This window comes from Sphingobacterium sp. UBA5996 (assembly GCF_002429765.1).
Lineage (GTDB): Bacteria > Bacteroidota > Bacteroidia > Sphingobacteriales > Sphingobacteriaceae > Sphingobacterium.
In genome coordinates this window covers 91,618-112,421 of record NZ_DJAS01000024.1, presented here as the reverse complement: position 1 = coordinate 112,421, position 20,804 = coordinate 91,618, and the positions used below count along the sequence as shown (strand labels likewise).

At 39.8% G+C, this 20,804-nt stretch carries 15 protein-coding genes; 2 read left to right on the top strand and 13 right to left on the bottom strand.

Going from position 1 to position 20,804, the window contains the following annotated elements; all coding sequences use genetic code 11:
* Positions 1 to 61: 61 nt before the first annotated feature.
* The 4 genes from rpsJ to rpsL all read right to left on the bottom strand — a co-directional run bounded on the left by rpsJ (position 62) and on the right by rpsL (position 3,655).
* Positions 62 to 367 carry a 30S ribosomal protein S10 gene (gene rpsJ, locus B3E00_RS18890; RefSeq protein ID WP_028070501.1) on the bottom strand — a complete coding sequence of 102 codons (306 nt, stop codon included), beginning with the start codon at positions 365 to 367 and terminating at the stop codon, positions 62 to 64.
* 132 nt (positions 368 to 499) lie between these two features.
* Positions 500 to 2,623 (bottom strand): elongation factor G, encoded by a 2,124-nt coding sequence (gene fusA / locus B3E00_RS18885; RefSeq protein ID WP_209581590.1) that lies wholly within the window; start codon positions 2,621 to 2,623, stop codon positions 500 to 502.
* 131 nt (positions 2,624 to 2,754) lie between these two features.
* Positions 2,755 to 3,222, bottom strand: a complete 468-nt coding sequence (gene rpsG / locus B3E00_RS18880; RefSeq protein WP_046671863.1) for a 30S ribosomal protein S7 — start codon at positions 3,220 to 3,222, stop codon at positions 2,755 to 2,757.
* A gap of 19 nt (positions 3,223 to 3,241) precedes the next feature.
* A complete protein-coding gene (gene rpsL, locus B3E00_RS18875; protein ID WP_002993550.1) occupies positions 3,242 to 3,655 on the bottom strand; it encodes a 30S ribosomal protein S12 in 414 nt (137 codons plus the stop codon).
* Between the two features lie 416 nt (positions 3,656 to 4,071).
* Between rpsL and B3E00_RS18870 the strand changes: the two genes are divergently transcribed.
* Positions 4,072 to 4,542, top strand: coding sequence for a hypothetical protein (locus B3E00_RS18870; protein ID WP_209581606.1), 471 nt, complete (start codon positions 4,072 to 4,074; stop codon positions 4,540 to 4,542).
* Between the two features lie 180 nt (positions 4,543 to 4,722).
* Here the strand turns inward: B3E00_RS18870 and rnr are convergent, their stop codons facing one another.
* From rnr to fsa, 3 genes are all read right to left on the bottom strand, one after another.
* Positions 4,723 to 6,855: a ribonuclease R gene (gene rnr / locus B3E00_RS18865; RefSeq protein ID WP_293939673.1), complete on the bottom strand. Its 2,133-nt coding sequence runs from the start codon at positions 6,853 to 6,855 to the stop codon at positions 4,723 to 4,725.
* A gap of 268 nt (positions 6,856 to 7,123) precedes the next feature.
* Positions 7,124 to 7,552 carry a Fur family transcriptional regulator gene (locus B3E00_RS18860; protein WP_209581612.1) on the bottom strand — a complete coding sequence of 143 codons (429 nt, stop codon included), beginning with the start codon at positions 7,550 to 7,552 and terminating at the stop codon, positions 7,124 to 7,126.
* A gap of 270 nt (positions 7,553 to 7,822) precedes the next feature.
* Positions 7,823 to 8,482 (bottom strand): fructose-6-phosphate aldolase, encoded by a 660-nt coding sequence (gene fsa / locus B3E00_RS18855; protein WP_293939671.1) that lies wholly within the window; start codon positions 8,480 to 8,482, stop codon positions 7,823 to 7,825.
* A 182-nt stretch (positions 8,483 to 8,664) separates the two neighbouring features.
* Here fsa and B3E00_RS18850 point away from each other — a divergent pair, with 182 nt between their 5' ends.
* On the top strand, positions 8,665 to 9,885 hold the full coding sequence (locus B3E00_RS18850; protein ID WP_293939669.1) for an MFS transporter: 1,221 nt from the start codon (positions 8,665 to 8,667) through the stop codon (positions 9,883 to 9,885).
* On the opposite strand, the gene B3E00_RS18845 is transcribed toward B3E00_RS18850, so the two are convergent.
* The 6 genes from B3E00_RS18845 to B3E00_RS18820 all read right to left on the bottom strand — a co-directional run bounded on the left by B3E00_RS18845 (position 9,871) and on the right by B3E00_RS18820 (position 20,398).
* A complete protein-coding gene (locus tag B3E00_RS18845; RefSeq protein ID WP_209581618.1) occupies positions 9,871 to 10,314 on the bottom strand; it encodes an aspartyl protease family protein in 444 nt (147 codons plus the stop codon). The two genes, B3E00_RS18850 and B3E00_RS18845, sit on opposite strands and share 15 nt — an antisense overlap.
* 240 nt (positions 10,315 to 10,554) lie before the next feature.
* Positions 10,555 to 11,493, bottom strand: coding sequence for a malate dehydrogenase (locus B3E00_RS18840; protein ID WP_209581619.1), 939 nt, complete (start codon positions 11,491 to 11,493; stop codon positions 10,555 to 10,557).
* Between the two features lie 373 nt (positions 11,494 to 11,866).
* The gene (locus tag B3E00_RS18835) at positions 11,867 to 14,197 is read right to left on the bottom strand and encodes a BamA/TamA family outer membrane protein (RefSeq protein ID WP_209581620.1); all 2,331 of its coding nucleotides are present in this window, start codon (positions 14,195 to 14,197) and stop codon (positions 11,867 to 11,869) included.
* Positions 14,163 to 19,448 (bottom strand): translocation/assembly module TamB domain-containing protein, encoded by a 5,286-nt coding sequence (locus tag B3E00_RS18830; protein WP_209581621.1) that lies wholly within the window; start codon positions 19,446 to 19,448, stop codon positions 14,163 to 14,165. The genes B3E00_RS18835 and B3E00_RS18830 overlap by 35 nt, the downstream gene beginning before the upstream one ends.
* Before the next feature lie 214 nt (positions 19,449 to 19,662).
* Positions 19,663 to 20,037, bottom strand: a complete 375-nt coding sequence (locus tag B3E00_RS18825) for a MauE/DoxX family redox-associated membrane protein (protein ID WP_209581623.1) — start codon at positions 20,035 to 20,037, stop codon at positions 19,663 to 19,665.
* Positions 20,038 to 20,056: 19 nt separating this feature from the next.
* A complete protein-coding gene (locus B3E00_RS18820) occupies positions 20,057 to 20,398 on the bottom strand; it encodes a DUF4342 domain-containing protein (RefSeq protein ID WP_293882223.1) in 342 nt (113 codons plus the stop codon).
* Positions 20,399 to 20,804 lie beyond the last annotated feature (406 nt).

Sequence of the window (20,804 nt, the reverse complement as noted above, 5' to 3'; positions counted from 1 at the left end):
ATAAACAACAAAAAAGGGCTTTCTTGCGAAAAGCCCTTTTTTGTTCAGTGATTGAAATCTATCACACTTTGATTTCTACTTCAACACCTGAAGGCAATTCAAGTTTCATCAATGCGTCAACAGTTTTAGCGTTTGATGAATAGATATCCAACAATCTTTTGTAAGCACACAATTGGAATTGCTCACGTGCTTTTTTGTTAACGTGTGGTGAACGTAATACCGTATAGATTTTTTTCTCAGTAGGCAATGGAATAGGACCACTAACAACTGCACCTGTAGGTTTTACTGTTTTTACGATTTTTTCAGCTGATTTGTCAACCAAATTGTAATCGTAAGATTTCAATTTAATTCTGATTCTTTGGCTCATTTTTATTTATTTAAAATGACTGCTAATTAGAGCTATTCACAACTAGCAATCGGTGTTTATTTAATATTTGATTAAAGAACAAAGACAAATTACAACAGTACTTCATCTTTGTTCCTCTATCTATGTTCTATATTATTCTACAGAACCTTTGATTTTACCTTTTGATTTTGCAATCACCTCTTCAGCAACGTTACGAGGAGCTTCTTCAAAGTGATCAAATTCCATTGTAGATGTTGCACGGCCTGAAGTGATTGTACGTAATTGTGTTACGTAACCGAACATCTCAGAAAGTGGAACCAATGCTTTGATTACTTGTGCACCGTTACGTGAATCCAAACCTTGCATTTGACCACGACGACGGTTTAAGTCACCCATTACATCACCCATGTTTTCTTCTGGCGTTAAAACCTCTATTTTCATAATTGGTTCCATTAACACTGGAGAACATTTAGGCAATCCTTCACGGTATGCTTGACGAGCAGCTAATTCGAAAGACAATGAATCTGAATCGACAGCGTGGAATGAACCATCAATCAAACGAACTTTCATTCCTGATAATGGGAATCCAGCTAACACACCATTTTTCATTGAAGTTTCAAATCCTTTTTGAACTGAAGGGATAAATTCTTTAGGAATTTTACCACCAACAATTTCATTAACGAATTGAAGAGGTGATTTTGTTAAATCGAAATCTTCGTCCGCTGGAGAAATAACAACTTTGATATCCGCGAATTTACCACGACCACCTGATTGTTTTTTGAATACCTCACGGTGCTCAGTAGTACCTGTGATTGACTCTTTGTATGATACTTGAGGAGCACCTTGGTTAACCTCAACTTTAAATTCACGTTTCAAACGGTCGATCAAAATCTCTAAGTGAAGCTCACCCATACCAGAGATTACTGTTTGACCAGTTTCTTCGTCAGTTTTTACAACGAACGTAGGATCCTCTTCAGCCAATTTACCAAGACCAATACCTAATCTATCTACGTCAGCTTGAGTTTTAGGCTCAATCGCCAAACCAATTACAGGCTCAGGGAAAGTCATAGACTCTAATACGATAGGGGCTTTTTCGTCACAAAGTGTATCACCAGTTTTGATGTCTTTGAAACCTACAACAGCGCCGATATCACCTGCCTCGATGAAAGGGATAGGGTTTTGTTTGTTCGCATGCATTTGGAAGATACGAGAGATACGCTCTTTGTTTCCTGAACGAGTGTTCAATACATAAGAACCAGCATCTAACTTACCAGAGTAAGCACGGATAAAACATAGACGACCTACAAATGGGTCAGTCGCAATTTTAAAACCTAAAGCTGCGAAAGGCTCGTTTACAGATGGTTTACGTGTGATTTCTTCACCAGTATCAGGATTAGTACCTTTTACAGCCTCGATATCAAGAGGTGAAGGCAACAATTCCATTACTAGATCCAACATGGTTTGAACACCTTTATTTTTGAAAGATGAACCACATACCATAGGAACGATTGCATTATCCAATACCGCTTTACGTAAAGCATCTAAGATTTCACGCTCAGTCAATGAATTTGGATCTTCGAAGAATTTCTCCATCAAAGTCTCATCATAACCAGCTACTGCTTCTAATAATTTCTCACGGTATTCAGCAACCTCGTCCACCATGTCTGCTGGAATTGGAACTTCTGTAAAAGTCATTCCTTTATCATGCTCATTCCATACGATACCACGGTTGTTAATTAAATCAACAACACCAGTGAACGTATCTTCAGCACCGATAGGTAATTGTAATGCTACAGCATCAGAGCCTAGCATTGATTTTACTTGACCAACAACTTTTAAGAAGTCAGCACCTGAACGGTCCATTTTATTAACGAAACCGATGCGAGGTACTTTGTAATTATCAGCCAATCTCCAGTTAGTCTCTGATTGAGGCTCAACACCATCAACCGCAGAGAATAAGAATACTAATCCGTCTAATACACGTAATGAACGATTTACCTCAACCGTGAAATCCACGTGTCCAGGAGTATCGATTACGTTTACTTGGTATTTATTACCACGGTATTGCCAGAAAACTGTCGTAGCAGCAGAAGTAATTGTGATACCACGCTCAGCCTCTTGCTCCATCCAGTCCATTGTTGAAGCACCTTCGTGAACCTCACCCAATTTATGGTTTACACCTGAGTAGTAAAGGATACGCTCAGTTGTTGTAGTTTTACCAGCATCGATGTGGGCAGCGATACCGATATTTCTAGTGAATTTTAAATCTCTTGCCATAATATTTTTAAGCAGCGGACCTTAATGGTCTTATGTGTTTAAATGTAATGTTAAATAAGTACACCGACCTTGATAAAAGATTATTTTTATCGGAGGTCGGTGTAATCATATTTTTTTGAATGTCTTCAAAATTAGAATCTGAAGTGTGAGAACGCTTTGTTAGCTTCCGCCATTTTGTGCGTATCTTCTTTCTTCTTAACAGCAGCACCTTCACCTTTAGAAGCTGAAATGATTTCTCCTGCTAATTTCTCGAACATTGTTTTTTCACCACGTTTGCGAGCGTATGAAATTAACCATTTCATACCTAAAGCGATTTTACGGTCTGGACGAACCTCCATAGGAACTTGGAAGTTTGCACCACCCACACGACGTGATTTAACTTCAACAGCAGGCATAACGTTGTTTAAAGCTTTTTTCCAAGCTTCTAAACCGCTTTCTTGTGTTTTTTGTTCTACTAATTCTACTGCATCGTAAAAAATAGAATAAGCGATAGATTTTTTACCATCTACCATCATATTGTTTACGAAACGTGTTACCTGAACGTCGTTAAACTTTGGATCAGGTAAAATGATTCTCTTTTTCGGTTTTGATTTTCTCATTTTTCTTTCCTCCGTTTAATTATTTCTTTTTACCTTTTGCTGGAGCTGCAGCTGCTTGTCCTGGTTTAGGACGCTTAGTTCCGTATTTTGAACGACGTTGGTTACGACCTGCTACACCTGAAGTATCTAATGCACCACGGATGATGTGGTAACGCACACCTGGTAAATCCTTAACACGACCACCGCGGATCAAAACGATCGAGTGCTCTTGTAAGTTGTGACCTTCTCCAGGGATGTAAGCGTTGACCTCTTTACCGTTTGTTAAACGTACACGAGCTACTTTACGCATTGCTGAGTTTGGTTTTTTAGGGGTAGTAGTATATACACGTGTACATACACCTCTTCGCTGTGGACATGAGTCCAACGCTGGTGACTTACTCTTATCAACCAGAGCTACTCTACCTTTTCTAACTAATTGTTGAATAGTAGGCATTTACCTGTTTTTGTTTATAAATTTTGTACCTAAATTATTTTAAGTTCGCAAAGATACTGATTCCCTTTTGAATATGAAATAGTTACTATATAATATTTAGATTATTTTTTCGAAATAGGACCTCTAATTCGTGATTACGCTGTCCTATCCCTATTCGAACCTCTTTTGTCCTGAAATATAGACAGTCATATGCTAGTAATTGGTATATCCTGAATCAACAATAATTTTGGAATAATAGCTGCTGCGGATCTGTTTTCCCTTGGTATTACACTTAATAACAGTCTTTTGCCCGAAATTATTTTTCTACTTGTTTCCAAGTATATTGCCTAGTCTGCATGTTTTTGCGTGCTGTTTGGCAAAGCATTTGATAAATACGGATAAAATTATTTAGTACAAACAGATAAAGTATTCAAGTTATGAAAATGAAAATGAAATTAATGTATGCGGTTGTATTGGCCTTGGTAACCTTTGCTTTTGTTGGATGTTCGAAAGATGATGATAATACTATGCCATCGGAGAATAAAGGGGCTCTTAAGGTTACAGTAACAACTTCTTCATCTTTCACTGTTGACGGAGGAGATGTGTCCGTATCTTGTGGGTCTGCGGGAAGCGATGCAAAGCCACAAACGTGGACCGTAAATGGGACTGCTGGAACAACAGGTCAAGTATTGTATTCGGTTGAAAAAGAATATTTTCAAGGAGGTAAAACTGCTATTTTGGAATCCCCTGCTAATTATTTGACTGCTAGTGTAAATATTTCTGCATTCACAATTAAGCAACCGTTCACACTTACCTACAAAGTTGAGCAGGGAGGGAAAGTAATTGTGGAGAAATCTCAAGAAATCAAGTCTGGTGTAACTCCTGTATCAGTCTCATTATCATATTAATATTTAGTTTTTCTGAGATGTCTCTATAAAAAAATAGGATCTTTGTTTTTTATAATACAAGTGCTGGATTTCTATTACCCTTTTGATGTCTACTATATGTTAAGTTGGTCAAACTACAGCATGAAAAATAGAAAATAAGAAAAGGGTGTTAATTTTCAAAATTAACACCCTTTTCTTTTATTAACTCAACAACGTAAAATCAATCTGCCTTTTATCCAGATCGACTTTCTTCACGCGGATCTGAACCTCATCTCCCAACTGGAATTTCTTTTTCTTCCGTTGTCCAATGATGGCATAGTTTTTCTCGTCAAGCACGTAAAAGTCATCGGTAATATCGCGCAAACGCACCATACCCTCACACTTATTCTCCTCAATCTCTACATACATACCCCATTCGGTCACGCCCGACACAATACCGGTATATTCGGTGCCAATCTGATCCTGCAAGTATTCTGCTTGTTTGTACTTGATCGATGCACGCTCTGCCTCAGCGGCTTTTTTCTCCATTTGCGAAGAATGTTCGGTCATTTTCTCGTAATGCTCTGCATTGATCTTCGTGCCGCCATCCAGATAAAACTGTAAAAGACGGTGTACCATCACATCCGGATAGCGGCGGATAGGAGAGGTGAAGTGTGTATAATAATCGAATGCCAATCCATAGTGGCTTGTTTTCTTCGTCGTATAGATTGCTTTGGCCATCGAGCGCACAGCCAATGAAGTCAGCATATTCTGCTCTTTGCTACCTTCGATCTTGGTCATTAGTGCATTCAAAGATTTGGCCGTTTCCTTATCTGTTTTGATGGTCAATTTATGGCCAAACCGCGCAGCAAATTGAGAGAAGGTAGTGAGTGTTTCTGGATTAGGTACATCGTGAAAACGGTAAACAAACGTAAGCTTGTTTTTTCCGCGCCCTTGTTTACCGATAAATTCAGCAACCTTACGATTGGCCAATAACATAAAATCTTCAATCAGTTTATGGGCATCTTTACGGACTTTGGTGTATACCCCCGTAGGTTTGCCATTTTCATCCAACGTGAATTTTACTTCTTCACTTTCAAAGGCTATTGCTCCATTTTTAAACTTCCGCTCCCGAAGAATATAAGCAAGTTCATTCAATTTCAAAATCTCCTCGCTGAAATCACCCGATCTCGTCTCGATCACCTCCTGCGCCTCTTCATAGCTAAACCGTCTATCCGAGTGAATCACTGTGCGCCCAAACCATTGATCGTGTACATTAGCTTTCTCATCCAGTTCGAAAACTGCTGAAAAACACAGCTTATCTTCATGTGGACGTAAGGAACATACACCATTGGAAAGACGCTCCGGAAGCATAGGAATAACACGGTCCACCAAATAAACCGATGTGCCGCGACTGAAGGCTTCTTTATCTAATTCTGTATCTGGCACCACAAAATGGGAAACATCAGCAATATGAACACCAATTTCATAATTGCCATTCTCCAGTTTCTGAAATGAAATTGCATCATCGAAATCTTTTGCATCTGCCGGGTCAATAGTAAAGGTCGTCACGCTTCTAAAGTCACGTCTTTTCGCAATTTCCTCGTTGCTTATTTCTTCCGAAATCTTATTGGCTTCGGCTTCCACTTTTTTCGGGAATTCCAATGGAAAACCAAAGTCGGCCAAAATCGCATTCATCTCGGTATTGTTTTCTCCTTTGGTACCCAAAACATGTTTTACCGTCCCCACAGGGTTTTTGCTTCCGCTCGGCCAGTCAATAATCGAAACCACTACTTTCTCTTTATCCTTGGCACCATTCAGGTTATCCAAGGGAATGAAGATGTCGTGCAACATCTTGCGATCGTCCGCAATGAAAAATGCAAAATTATTGGAGATACTGATGATTCCCGTAAAATCGGTCTTGGCCCTTTGCAGGATTTCAACCACTTCACCTTCTTTTTTACGGCCGCCTTTTCGTTTTTCAAAAGTATGTACCTTAACGATATCGCCGTGTAGCGCCTGCCTCAGCTTACGTGGGGCAATATAAATGTCATTTTCAAATTCGTCGTCAGGAATGACATAGGCAGAACCATCGGCAGTCATATCGACCTTCCCTGTGACATAAACTTTGAGTTGCTTCAAACTAAACTTGCCTCGCTCGACCTCAACAAAAAGTCCATTTCTAACATTATCATGTAAGATATCGGCAATAGCGACTTTGGAATCGTTATCCGTAAGGTTCAATTTTGAAGACACTTGTTTATAGTTGAGCGGCTTGTTATCTGATTTTTCGAAAATATCGACGATCAGTTGTGTCAAGACCTCTTTATATGGATTATCTTTTTTTGTTTTCATCCAATTTTTTTTCTTAATTATTATTTATTCAGTTGTATCGATCCTATACAGCCTTCGGCTTTCCGCTAACTGACTGCGCGGTAATGGATCGCGCAAAGCCAGTCTTTGGAACGCAACATGAGAGTGTCGGATAGCAAGATCGATGTTACTACAAGGTACAAAAAAAACAGCAGTTGGCACGACAATAACGAGCTAGACGGAGCATCTTCCGATAGCTGATGTATAGACACTTGAACCGACAAATAGTTTTAGATTCGTATAGCCTGATTTATTTTTTGCAATGATTGCACACGCCAAGCGCATTTACCGCTATGGCTTCGAGACTAAAGCCTTCAGGTATAGATACCTTCGGTAAAGTCATGTCTTCCAGACAGTATACAGAATTGCATACCCGGCAAATAAAATGTACGTGTTGGTCATGGTGATCATGTTCTGAACAGTTTGTCGAACACATGGCATAAGTGGCCGTACCATGTAGGTCAAAGATTTTATGGATAATCCCTTTCTCTTCAAAACTGGCCAAAACGCGGTATAATGTGACACGGTCAATATCCTTGCCCAGTAATTTTTCCAGTTCCGGCTGAGAGATAGCCGAATCTTTCCGGGAGATAATTTCAAGTACCTTCAGCCGTGGCTGGGTAACTTTTAAACTATTTCGTTTGAGAATTTCTGGATATACAGTGTTGGAATCTTCCATGGATTTTCTTCGTTAAGCCTTAGATCAAATACAAACTAAGAGAAATTTATGGTCATTTACAAGTTTTAAAAACTGTCCGACGAATTTATTCATCACATTTTTCCCCTTTTACCCTTCGCTAGATGAAACAAAAATAAATCTTTTTCACTAGTCAGCAGAAGCATTAATAAGACAAAAATACGGAATCTGATAAAATAAAGAAAACCGATAAGTTTAAGATTCGTGTCATCTTACTTATCGGTTTTAACGCTATATGGAACTATAGATACCTTATTTTCCTGCAGCTTTAGCGTGATCAGCTAAGAATGTTGCCAAACCGCTATCTGTCAATGGGTGTTTCAATAGGGAAAGGATCGCCGACAATGGACCTGTCATCACATCAGCGCCAATTTTAGCACATCCTAGAATGTGGGCACTGTGACGTACAGAAGCCGCTAATATTTGCGTTGGATAGTTGTAGTTATCGTAGATCAAACGGATATCTTCAATTAGCGCCAATCCATCTGTAGAGATATCATCCAAACGACCGATGAAAGGAGAGACATAGGTTGCACCAGCTTTAGCTGCCAATAACGCCTGACCCGCTGTGAACACCAATGTACAATTTGTTTTAATACCCTTTTTGCTGAAATATTTAATTGCTTTTACGCCATCTTTGATCATAGGAACTTTAACAACAATCTTACTGTCAAGAGCCGCCAATGCTTCTCCTTCTTTGATCATTTCCTCATAAGTAGTAGAAATAACTTCTGCACTTACGTCGCCATCAACGATCGCACAGATCGCTTTATAATGGTTGATTACGTTTTCATCACCGCTAATACCTTCTTTAGCCATTAAACTTGGATTGGTCGTTACACCGTCTAATACGCCTAAATCTTGAGCTTCTTTGATTTGTTCTAGGTTCGCTGTGTCAATAAAAAATTTCATTGTGTATAGTGTTGAATGATAATTATTTGATTATTCTATTGTTCAAAATAATAGTACAAAGTTATCGATTATATTCCACAATTGAAGCATCGATTTTCACCTATTGCATCATTATCTTTGCAAAAAAAGAATCTCTTCGGCTAATTTTTTGTTATACTTTATTATAGTATTATCTTTAACGTATGCAGGTTTTTCGTTCGCTCCATTATAGAAATTTTCGTTTACATGTTATTGGACAGGCAATTTCCCTGATGGGCACCTGGATGCAGCGCATAGCTATCAGCTGGTTAGTCTATGAAATTACGGGATCTGTATTCTGGCTCGGTTTTGTTCAGTTCATCTCCTTATTGCCTTCGCTAATCTTGTCTCCGTTTATTGGAAGTTTTGTTGATAAGCACAAAAAGTATAAATTGGTTTTGATGACCCAAATCGGTCTGATGATTCAGGCCGGTATCTTGACCTTGGTTGTCTATCTCAAGTTGGAGAACGTTTTATGGCTCTCCGCATTAGGCCTCCTCCAAGGGGTTATTAATTCCTTTGACGTTTTAGGACGACAGTCGCTGATGATGCATTTGGTTGGAGATCGTAAAGACCTGCCGAACGCCATTGCGCTCAACTCAACCATTTTCAATGGCGCGCGAATGCTGGGGCCGGCGATAGGGGGAATTTTACTGAGTACCTACGGCGAACTCGCCTGTTTTGCACTTAACTTTATTAGTTTTGTTCCTGTCATCATTACGCTATTGATGATGCGGGTCGACGAAACTCATGTTCAGCTGAGCAAGGGGAGCAATTGGGAAGGCTTGGTCGAAGGTTTTCGCTATCTCAAACGGTCGCCTCATATCTCTTCGCTGATTATCATCATGACTTTTTCTAGCCTGATTGTCATTCCTTACACGTCGTTGCTACCGGCCATAGCCAAAGAAATGTTTCACGGTGATGAACGCACCTTTTCCTGGTTCGAAAGTGCAGCTGGATTGGGAGCGATGATTGGTGCATTTAATATGGCACGTTTAAAATCTGGCACCAATTTGCGGTATCAGGTGATGGGCGCAGCGGCACTGATGGGGATCGCATTATTATTTTTGGCGCATTCAAGCTTGCTTCAGATGGCACTCGTCTATGTCATGTTGGTATCTTTTGCCATGATGATGCAAAATTCAAGCATCAATACCTATATTCAGACCCATGCCATACCGATTTACCGTGCACGCGCGATCTCTTATTACATCATGGCTTTTCAGGGGATTTTCCCGATCGGCACATTGATGATCGGTTCTCTGGCCAGCTATTGTGGCCTGAGAATAACATTATATGCGATGGGCGGGCTAGGTATTATGATAGCAGTCGTTTATTACGGTTATCTCCGATTCCACATCCAAAAACGTTTATTTAAGTTTTAGTTTTCGGGTGCGCAATTTTAGCGTGCGCTTGGCATAATCGATGACAGCACCATAGTCTGCAAAAATATCTCCACCCAATACGCCAATCACAGGATCTAGATGCATTTGTTCGTAGGCATAATTAATGGAACTTAAGTCCAATACCGCAGTATGTAGTTTGTTGATCTCCCATTCGCCAATTTTCAGGCTCGGAATTGCCAGGTTAAAGCTTTCCATTGAATTGGTACCAAGTCCTGTTGATAGTGTTTCAGATGGTTCAAGCTCCAATTGATCCTCTAAAAGATGGCCCAATTGTGTTTTATCAAATACAGTTTTAGAAGCACCTGTATCAATCACCATCTTGAATGAACGGCTATAAATTTCTACATCAACTAAAATGTGCGTGCCTTGGCCTTGTAAATCCAATAATTGAAATGGTACTGTTGTCATACCACCAAACATAGCCAAAAAATCCTTTAAAAAAGAAACTTTGCGCCGCTGGAAGCTTAAAATTGAGCTTGATGCTGCATGGTGTATCTGCACTTTCCCGCTTTTCAACGTTTTCAGGTGGGGAAGCAGGTTTACTAAAAGGAGCAAAGACAATACAGAAAAGATAAAATAGATCCTGAAGGAGAGGGGGCAGAAAGAAATAGGCTGTTATTCGCGTACAACAGCCTATTGTTTTGTCGCCTATAAGGCTTTTATTTCTTTTAATACATTATTCATATTACGGACTGCTTCCGCACTTTTGCGGAATTTTTCTTCGTCCTCTTCATCCAGATGAAGTGGTACGATCCGATCCCATCCTTTTTTATTGATGATAACGGGTACGCCAAGCGTAATATCTTCTTGGCCAAATTCACCTTCCAAATAAACGGAAGCAGTAAATAATTTCCCTTGATCACGGACAATGCTTTCAACTACTGCAGCAGTTGCCGCGCCAGGAGCATACCATGCGGATGTTCCGATTAGGCTGGTTAATGTAGCTCCTCCAACCATGGTTTTGTGGATTATTTCATTCTGCTCTTCCACTGTAAGAAAATCCGTCACAGGAATACTGTTCCACGTGGAGTGCTTAATAAGCGGAATCATCGTCGTATCGCCATGACCACCAATGACTATCGCATTGAGATCCGCAGCCGAAGCATTCAGTTTATCACTTAATTGATATTTAAATCGGGCCGAATCCAAGGTTCCACCCATACCGATGATCCTATTTTTTGGTAAACCACTTGACTTTAGTGCCAAATAAGTCATGGTATCCATTGGATTGGAAACGATGACAATGATAATATCAGGAGAATGCTTCACTAAGTTCTCCACAACCGACTTGACAATATTCGCGTTTGTACCGATTAATTCTTCACGTGTCATTCCAGGTTTACGTGGAATGCCCGACGTAATCACAGCAACAGTAGAACCTGCAGTTGAAAGATAGTCATTCGTTACCCCCTTGATTTTTGATTCAAAACCCAATAAGGCTGCGGTTTGTGCCATATCTTGTGCTTTGCCTTCTGCAAAACCTTCTTTAATATCCAATAATACAATCTCCTCTGCGACATTCCGACGGATTAAATTGTCCGCTGTAGTAGCTCCTACAGCTCCAGCACCAACAATAGTTACTTTCATATGTACTTTATTTGTTTATTTATGCGCTAATTATCCGACTAAGCCCAGGGTGCCTTTGGCAGCTTTATGCCATATAGAATATCCAGCCTATCCTCATCAGTGCTTGTCTCTTAATGCTGCATGGATATTTCCTGAACATTTATGTGGATCAAAAAATAATGCTTGAATTTAATCAATTATTGTCAGTAAACCAATGCCGGCCGTGGGAATAACTCGTTTTTTGACATAATAATATGCCAGGAATTCGTCCTGAGCAAAGAATACCCGATAACATCGTTCCAAGTGTATGACCTACGTAAGACGACCCGAAAAAACAACAGGCTTGAAAGTCATTCAAGCCTGTTGTTACTAGTGCGTAAGCCAGATCGGTCGCCTAGAACGGATAACCGATGGCTAAGTTGAACATCAAGTTGTCTTTACGCCATTTAGAACTTCCAAAGTCAATATCGCTAAATACCCAACGTTCACCTTTTGGGAGATAGGGAATACGGAATGGTATGGACATGTCGGTACGGACGATCAGGAAGGTGAAGTCGAAACGTAATCCCGCTCCACCACCAACTGCTAATTCATTTAAAAAATCCTTACTAAATTTGCCGCCCGGCTTGTTCACATCCTCTCGCTGCAACCAGACATTTCCCGCATCAATAAATGCTGCCCAATGCACAAACCCCGCTAATTTTGCTCTATATTCTGTATTTAGTTCCAATTTAATGTCACCGGTTTGATCCGCAAAGAAAAGTCCATTGCTTAGCTTTTCAGGAGCAACTGTTCCCGGACCAATAGCGCGGGCACCGAAAGCACGGATACTATTAGGCCCCCCCACATAATACTGTTTTAAATAGGGAAGGGAGCGGGAGTTGCCATAAGAATAACTCAAACCCAAACTTACCCGCGATGCAAGTTGTGAATTCTCCGATAACTTTAAATAATGTCGACCATCGCCACTGATCTTGATATATTGTGAAAAATAAGCATCAAACAATTTGAACGTTTTCCCTTTATTAAAATCTGCTCCTTTTATCAGTCCAAGTATGTTTCCCGACAGGTCCAAGTTGCCTTTGAAATAAAATGTATTTTTCAAATGCTGCTTCATGGTGTTTTGAAACGTAAAGTTGTAGTTTGGACCAATGGTAAACTGAGGGTCTATGGCATGTCGCAACGCAGGGATGGTATCCATTTGTTTTTGGTAGTTTTCCGAAATACCTTTAGGCTGAACATAAGTAATCTCCATTAAAGCGAGATCATGCTGTTTCTCTTCAGACTCTTGCCAGATATAGCCGTAATCCAACGCAATCGAATTTAGCGTATAAGCTTTGCGGCGATTTAAAAACTCATAGCGGCCTTTGATATAAGTCTTCGGAATAAAGCGCCTTGAGGGCGAAACTCTTCCAAAGGGAGACAATATGCGAGGAAAAGTCAAGGTCGCCTCTATACCGTAGCGGTAATAACTCGAATTAAGGTCGGCCGATCCTCCCGTCTGGGTTTCATAACCACCGAATACATTAAAGCTCAGTTGCTCAGCACCTTTAAATGCATTTCGTAAAGTCCAGTTGACATTCACCTCAGTACCGTTGTATACCGAAGCCATTTTTCCTAAAAGCTCCACCCGAAGGGACTTTTTGGGTAATGGGGTCAAGTAATAGTAGACATCCAGTGCGTTGGGTACTTCTTTGCTGTCGACAAAATTGTTCTTTACAAATTTCCAGCTATTGAGGTTTACCAAATGACTGATGGTCTGATTGTGGGCATTACGGTTGTATATATCGCCCGGATGAAAGAAGATATGGTTCGCAATAACAGGCTTCCTGTAAAGATGCTGACGGTCTATAAAATAATAGCTGCTATCGTACAGTTCTGCACTCCGTGTGGATCGCTGATAACCAGAGCTTGTTTCTGTATAGTTCGGAAAAATGTAAATTTTATTGATCTTGGATGGGATTTTCGCCTGCGCCGGTGTCTCTTTTTTAACCGTAACATACATATCCACCTTGTTATTCCGGTTCGAACTGTCTACCTGAACCAAGATGTAATCCGGGCTGAAATAATAATAGCCTTTATTTTTAAGATCATTATCGATGCGGTCACGTTCGTTTAAGATAACATCTAAACTGTAGTTCTTTCCTACCTGGAGAAGACTTTGATCAGAACTCGAACGAATATCTTTCCCCAACTGACTATTGCTGTCAACATCAAATTTAACAGACTGTATGCGGTAAATCAGGTTGGGCTTGGCGGTATAATTAATCGTTGCTTTTTTGTTTTCTACTAACGTATCGGATCTCACCTCCGCATTGAAGAAACCGAAATTTTCCAGACGATTGCGCAATAGATTTTCATTATACTCTCGATTGACATCACGCAACAACACGGGTTCTTCACCAATCTTCTTGAAGAATTTTTTTATGATGTTGTTCCCGACTGAATCTCCAGCCATATTATTAAAATATAGCTTGAAAGGTATCCCCACCAGTCGTTTATTCGGTTTGGGCATTAGGGCCTCTTCCAGGCGGGTTGATATCTTTTCCTTATTTTCCTTAGAAATGGTGTCCGACTCGACGATGACATTCCCCTTCACATATAAGCTTTCTCCTTCTTTCAGATTCTTGGTTGACGAGCAGGAGGCTATAAATGCAGCGAATGTTACTATTCCAACACTATACTTTAATCTAACCCGCATGATAACTCCTTTCCTCATCTTCATTTTTTATTGCTGTTGTTCTGATGGTATCTAAATTTGATTTTGGACCATTGCTTTTTGGTAATTTTTTGCTTGAGTCCAGTTGCTGTTTACGTTTCTCTTCTTCTCTTTCCTCCATACGTTTTCTGTATGCTGGACTATGTAGCATCAAACTGTCACGGATGACCGTGCGCACGCTATCACGATAGATTGAGTCGGTTTCCATGCGCTCCACATCGAAACGTTTTCTGAAACTTTTGCTATTCGTATCATAGTACTCTTTGAGTTTTTTTGAACTCATCCAGATTTCCTTAAATCTGTTGTAATCCATATTGATGATAAATCCAATACCTGTTTCTACATATTGGCCCTGAAGTGTAACCTGATATTGATTCTTTCGGTATACCCGTGCAAAATAACGGCCGTCTTGTGAAAGCTGATAATCCAATTGGATATCTCCGGCGATATTATTGGCAGTCTCTCCAGGCCGCGTGTTTCCTTCCACTTCAAAATTGGATCCAATAGTAATTTTTAAACGATCATTTAAGAGCATTTTCGATACACCTATATTCAGATCCGTGCGGGTTTGTCCAGCTCCTGTAGCATAATCCTCTTCTGAAGTTAAATTAAAATCCAGTTCTACTCCTGTAATAAGTTCGGAAGCCAAGCGGTTCAACTGACCACTTAGGAAGGAACTGATACTATTTCTCACAATAGCTTCGGTACCACCGCCACCCGAAAGACTCTCAAATGGATTGGTCGACATAAAGCGCCCCAATACAATAAGTGAAAAGACCTGCTTGTTGAGTTCAGACGGATTTTCACGTAACGTCGTCAATGCATTGTTTACCTTGCTGATTACATCTTGCGAAACAACCGAGTTGTTTTCGTCCAGGTCAATATCAAAATTCAGTTGCGGCTGGAACAATTTGTCTGTAATCTTTAGTAAGACATTGAACGGAATACGTTGCTTATACAAATTGGCATTTTCTGAACCGAGTTGCGTCGCAACAAGCTCTAAAGTCGGTGCTTTCGTCGTATATGCTGCTGTGATATTCAGCTGGGCATCCAATGGATCGCCATTCCAGGTAATGGTGCTTCCTTTTCGGAACGTAAAATCTTTCTTCACAGGGCCAAAACTAAATGAATAGCTTCCCTTGTCAACGGTAAACGTCCCAGATAAAGTTATTTTGCTACTGGCATCGATACCTGCGTTCAGCTCGGCTTCACCCTGGATGTTCAGGGCATCCTGCGAACCAGCATCCAGAAGAATCTTAAATTTAGCATCCTTATCTGTTTGAAGGTTGAGGTCCACATCGATCCCCGTTAAACGGGTGACAGTCATGGAATCTAATTTGGCAAAAACATTTGCTCTTGTTGTATCCCTCTTATCAACAAATTCAACAACCCCTTTACGATCGGCCATTCCTGGATCATCGTTTGGCATGACAAAGGTAAAATCGGTATCATCTAACACTTTGATTGTACCGTCCACGATAGGTTTATCGAGATTTCCGCGAATGCGCAGATTCGAAGTAAGATACATTTTACCATAGAACATGTCATTATCGCTTTGTGTTGAATTGAGCACTTCAAAATTGTCCGTATTGACATTGAGATTAAAATCAAAATCAGTATACGTTGTCGTGGCTATGGATCCCGTCAGCTTAGCAATATTTCCCTTTTTGTCTTCTAATGCAAATTTGGGAAAAGTAATGCCTCTTTCATCCAAATGAATTGTTTCGTTTTTTGCTTTAAAGAGTGCATTCAGCATGGCAATATTAAATTGTGCATCTTTAAAATTAACATCGCCGTTAATGAGCGGTTTAGATGGTGATCCTGTTATTTTCAATTGGCCTTCAAGATTTCCTTTCGAATCTTTAAGATATCCGAGGCTAAATGCTTGCACGGTCTGCATCGAAAGCGGCGCAATATCTAAGGTAAAATCTAAGCTTGCTTCTCCCTGGGGGGGATTCACAAAATCACCATTTAAGACAACATTGTTGCCATTCTCGCTAATACTAATATTGGCATTGTACGTGTTTTCTTTCTCATTATTAACCTTAATATTGACATTCCCAACGGTATCCTGTCCAATATAAAATTTATTGATAACAAGATCCGATACAAATACAGGGCTGCTCTCCAGGCGCGATATGGTCGCCTGACCATTAATTCCACCCCCGAGATCTACGGTTTCGCTTTCGAGCATTTTACTTAATGTCTCAATCCGGAAATTCTTGAACGCAATGTTTATCGGTGAATTGAGTACACTATCCTGCGAAGATATACTAAGCTCTTGTCCCTTATTGCTTAAGATAAATTCATTGGCCTGAATCCCTGTACGTCCAAATTTGAGCACATTGTTTGGATTTATTGTCCATTTGTCGTAATTCAGCATAAGGCCATCCTGCAGTAAACTGAAAACAAATGCCCCATTATCAACACGCATATTTGCACCCAGATGATACTGCTCTTTTTCTTTCTTGTCTTTTATCCATAATCCAAAGTCTAAGTTGTTTTGAATGACTTTGCCACTGAATACCGTATTGACAAGTTCAATATTACTTACCTTGATCTTATTGATCAATGCGGAGTAATACAGTGTACTATCCAGCGTATTGATGTCAAAAGTGACGTTATTGATTTCGGTACCATTATATATTATTTTGGGAGCATCCAACTTGGCGAGAATCGTTTTAGATTGACTGTTAAACATACCGTCCAAGGTGATGTCCGACATGGCTGTTAGTTCCGGTAAAAAATCCTTTATAAACTTCGTTCTGGTCAACTGAGCCGAAAACTCTATATTCTGTGGGTCATATTTTGGTACTTCAACAGCTTTACCGGGTTGGTAGTATACCTGCAGAATGTCCTGTATGGCATTCTGCAATTCCAGAATTTTATATTTACCAACTAGATGAGCATTTAAAAAGTTTGATTTTAGAAGCAATAAATTACGGCTGGTATCGGCTTTTGCTATAAGCGAAATGCTGTCTAAAGAATAATATGCACCACTGTAAAAGATAGATGAATTGGTAATATGTGCTTCACCGTTTAAAAAATTTGGATCCGCTGAACTAAACTTTCCGACGAGTTTACCCTGGTATTTGAACTCGTCATCCATTAACTTTAAATTCTTAAGATTGATGGTATCTACCTGAAGCTCGAAATCCACCTGTGGATATTTGGACTTCATATTCGCTGTTGCATTTAACGTCAATTGAATATTTGGATCAGGACTAACCACAGCCGCTTTGATATCTCCTTTGTCTGCGGTCAGGTTCATGTCGATATTCTGATACCGGTAACCCATGGCGTCCATTCGGTTTACTTTACCATCGAAGTTGGCTACAAGCTTCTTGGGGTCAGTACCATGGCCTTTAATCTTTCCTTCAAAAGAAAGAATGCCGAGGGTACTGTCCATTTTCATGATCTTACCAATGTCGAAATCACGAATACTGACAAAGGCATCATAGGTTGTATCGCGGCCGATCATGCCCACCTTACCATTAAACTTGGCCGTTCCCTTTTCTGTAACCAGCGAAAGATTGGTGTTAAAGGCATTCATACCGCCTTTAAATGTTCCCGTAAGGCCAATCGTATTCGGTAGCTCAATACCGCTCGGAAGTATATTTTTAGAAATTAGTTTTTCGATATCCGAACGGCCTGTCGTCAATTTCTTTAAATTAAGATCCAGTGACATTTTATCCACTTCGGGGAGCCCCCTTAACCGTAGGCTCGCTATGACACGTGTATTGGACAGGGTTTGGAAATCAATTGCTGGAATATTCAGATCATTTACCTTACCCACAACACGTCCATCGATAGCAAATTTTTTGTCCATCAAGGGTTTCATCACCTGCATAGTATCCAAAAAAGGGGCAAAATAGTAAATGTCGCGCATATCGACATGACTCTTTTTGATGTTTGCATTGACGTAGAGGAGTTCCGGTTTTTTTGCAACAATATCCAATGATGGATAGGAGACTTTTACGTAATCCCGTAGGAGCGTACGTGGAGTTTCCGCATACAGATTTTTGATTTCAGCACCAGTATTTGTATACTTAAAATCTCCCTTTAATTGTTTGATCACAAAACCCGAACGATCAGAGGCTACCAGTTCTTTCAAAGATCCACTGATTGAATCGGCACTGTAGTAAAGATCACTTAAGCTGGTTTTCATACCCGGGATCTTAATGTTAAAATAATCAAAACCCTTCATCCGCGCCTGATTGTCATCGCGGTAAGCTAAACTTGTATTATTGATCTGAATATCTTTGGCCGATACAATCCAGTTTACTTTGGTCGTATCTGCTGTAGGTTTAGCTATGCTGTTTGCTTTTTTTAGGACCTTTCCAAAGAGCACACTGTTGTCCGAACCGTCGAGGCTGATTGTTTGAATATCCACAACTTCTTTGTTGAGGTCGATCTTGTTAATGTCTGCGTGAAGATTTTCGACATAAAACTTGGTGTTCAAGAGGCTGGACTGATCTTCATAACGCACTAAGATATTGGTCAAGTCCGCGATCTGTATGCCAACATCGGGAAGCAATGTGGTTGTTTGAGCCGTTTTATCCGTAATGCCAAAGTCCTCAACAGAAGGCGCTGCGCCGTCAACCATCGGCCGCCATTGTTTGATGGTAGCACTCAGACCATCTATCTTCACTTTTGGAAGATTGAAAGCCATATTTTTTGTTAGATCAAACTTCTTAATGTTGGTATTTAGGCTGTTGAGATATACGTCAGCGCTGGTCCCAATTACATCATCGGCATAGACAATATGAAATTTATCAAATTTTACTTTATCGAGGTTGAATAGGAGTGCTGAACTGCTGTCGGCAGTTGGAGTGCTTTCTTTTTGCGATGCAAATGCTTTGACAATATAATCAAAGTTGAACGAACTGTCAGGTAATGTACGGCGAATTTTCGCGGTGATACCTTCTGCTTCTATACTTTGGATTTCAACCGTATTTTTTAGCAGTTTCAGCATATTGATATCCACAGCTATCGATTTTCCAGCAACCAATGTGTCCTTGCTTTGGTCCGCTAAATAGATGTCCTGTAAAACTAGTTTCTTAGGAAAATCGATATTGATGTAGCCGATTTTAACGGGCGTACCAATCTTGCCTTCAACATATTGAGTTACTTTTCCGGCAATATAATTCTGAACCGATGGTATTCGAATTAAAAATACAATTAGAATAGCAAGCGCAATTATTACTCCAATAATCCACAAAATTGTTTTGAAAGCAACTCGGGTAAATCTGTTCAACGTGTAATTTGATTTAAGTATCTATTAATAAAAATTAAAACGGGAAAAAGTTACATCAAATAATTGACCAAACCTGTATAGTCATATAAAGTTTTTTGTTTTTTAATTTTATGTTAATAAAAACATTAAATACCTATCAATTTGTCAAAAAATAGGTATTTAATGGGAATATATGGCTATGCTGAACGAGCTCGTTTGTCTAACATTGAAGCAATTATTCAAGCAATTTTTTATATCTCCCCCAGTTTTCAAAAACTACCCATAGCCAGATAATGAAAAGTACAGCCCAAATAATCAATCCCTGCTGACTATAGAAAATCATGTTATGGGTAAAAATACCAATGAGGATCGGGAAGATGACCAATGCACCCAACGTTCTTGTCTTTGGAAAAATAAATAGTAAACCGCCAATGAGCTCGATAATTCCAATCAGTGGCATTAGCCATTTTATAGCGTTAAAAGCCTCAAATACCTTTTTCATGTCCATATCCATTGGTGGAGCTGGCATATAATGAAAAAGTTTATCCAGGCCCGCATTAATGAATAGCAAGGCAAATAGAATACAAAGTATATTTTTTAAGATTTTCATAGCAGGCAATCTGAGTTGATTAGTTTACTGTTATTGTGGTTGGTGGATCCGTACTGTTGTCTTCGTTGTCATTGTCTTCCTTTTGACTATTGCGTTCCACAGTAATGGTACACTCTGTAAGTAATGCTGCGACTGCTCCAATCGCTGCAAAAACAGGCGCTAAGATCAAGCCTATGGCCCCAACAGTCACTGGAAAGCTCATGATTTCCTTTCCATGTTTGTCCGAAATGCTAATTTTGTTCACGTTGCCCTCAGCAATAATTTCTTTGATTTTCTGCAAAAGGTTTTCACCGTTAATCTGAAATGTTTCTTTAAATCCCATAATCGTATAATTTAAGTTCGCTATTATAAAGTTATTCATTTTTTACAGAATTAGGATAAACTTTCCGGTATTGTTCCATTCGAAGTCAATTTTAAACTACACCAGACTCTCTCGCGAAACAACCATACCTTATTCATTAAGCGCTTTTTAGAAAATCCTTGAAATGAAATTTCCGATACTAAAAGGGAAATTGACGGGGGCATATCCTTAGTAAACCCTGGATACCTCCTCCAGTCTTCACACGATCATTTGTCGTATATACTTCGGTACTCGTACGGTATTTCTTCGGTTACAACCGAAGAAGCACCGTACGAGTACCGAACAAGTACCGAACAAGTACCGAACAAGAACCGAACGAGCGCCGAAGAAAAGGCGAATTTTCTTTACGGGTCTTATACGGGGTCTTATACGGCTATAGCTTTACAGTTTTGTTTAAAAACGTAAA

Coding starts and splice junctions, on each gene's coding strand:
- rpsG (WP_046671863.1), bottom strand. CDS start 3,222: ATGAGAAAATCAAAACCGAAAAAGAGAATCATTTTACCTGATCCAAAG.
- B3E00_RS18870 (WP_209581606.1), top strand. CDS start 4,072: ATGAAAATGAAAATGAAATTAATGTATGCGGTTGTATTGGCCTTGGTA.
- B3E00_RS18820 (WP_293882223.1), bottom strand. CDS start 20,398: ATGAATAACTTTATAATAGCGAACTTAAATTATACGATTATGGGATTT.
- B3E00_RS18845 (WP_209581618.1), bottom strand. CDS start 10,314: ATGACAACAGTACCATTTCAATTATTGGATTTACAAGGCCAAGGCACG.
- fusA (WP_209581590.1), bottom strand. CDS start 2,623: ATGGCAAGAGATTTAAAATTCACTAGAAATATCGGTATCGCTGCCCAC.
- rnr (WP_293939673.1), bottom strand. CDS start 6,855: ATGAAAACAAAAAAAGATAATCCATATAAAGAGGTCTTGACACAACTG.
- rpsJ (WP_028070501.1), bottom strand. CDS start 367: ATGAGCCAAAGAATCAGAATTAAATTGAAATCTTACGATTACAATTTG.
- B3E00_RS18850 (WP_293939669.1), top strand. CDS start 8,665: ATGCAGGTTTTTCGTTCGCTCCATTATAGAAATTTTCGTTTACATGTT.
- B3E00_RS18825 (WP_209581623.1), bottom strand. CDS start 20,037: ATGAAAATCTTAAAAAATATACTTTGTATTCTATTTGCCTTGCTATTC.
- rpsL (WP_002993550.1), bottom strand. CDS start 3,655: ATGCCTACTATTCAACAATTAGTTAGAAAAGGTAGAGTAGCTCTGGTT.
- fsa (WP_293939671.1), bottom strand. CDS start 8,482: ATGAAATTTTTTATTGACACAGCGAACCTAGAACAAATCAAAGAAGCT.
- B3E00_RS18840 (WP_209581619.1), bottom strand. CDS start 11,493: ATGAAAGTAACTATTGTTGGTGCTGGAGCTGTAGGAGCTACTACAGCG.
- B3E00_RS18860 (WP_209581612.1), bottom strand. CDS start 7,552: ATGGAAGATTCCAACACTGTATATCCAGAAATTCTCAAACGAAATAGT.
- B3E00_RS18835 (WP_209581620.1), bottom strand. CDS start 14,197: ATGAAGATGAGGAAAGGAGTTATCATGCGGGTTAGATTAAAGTATAGT.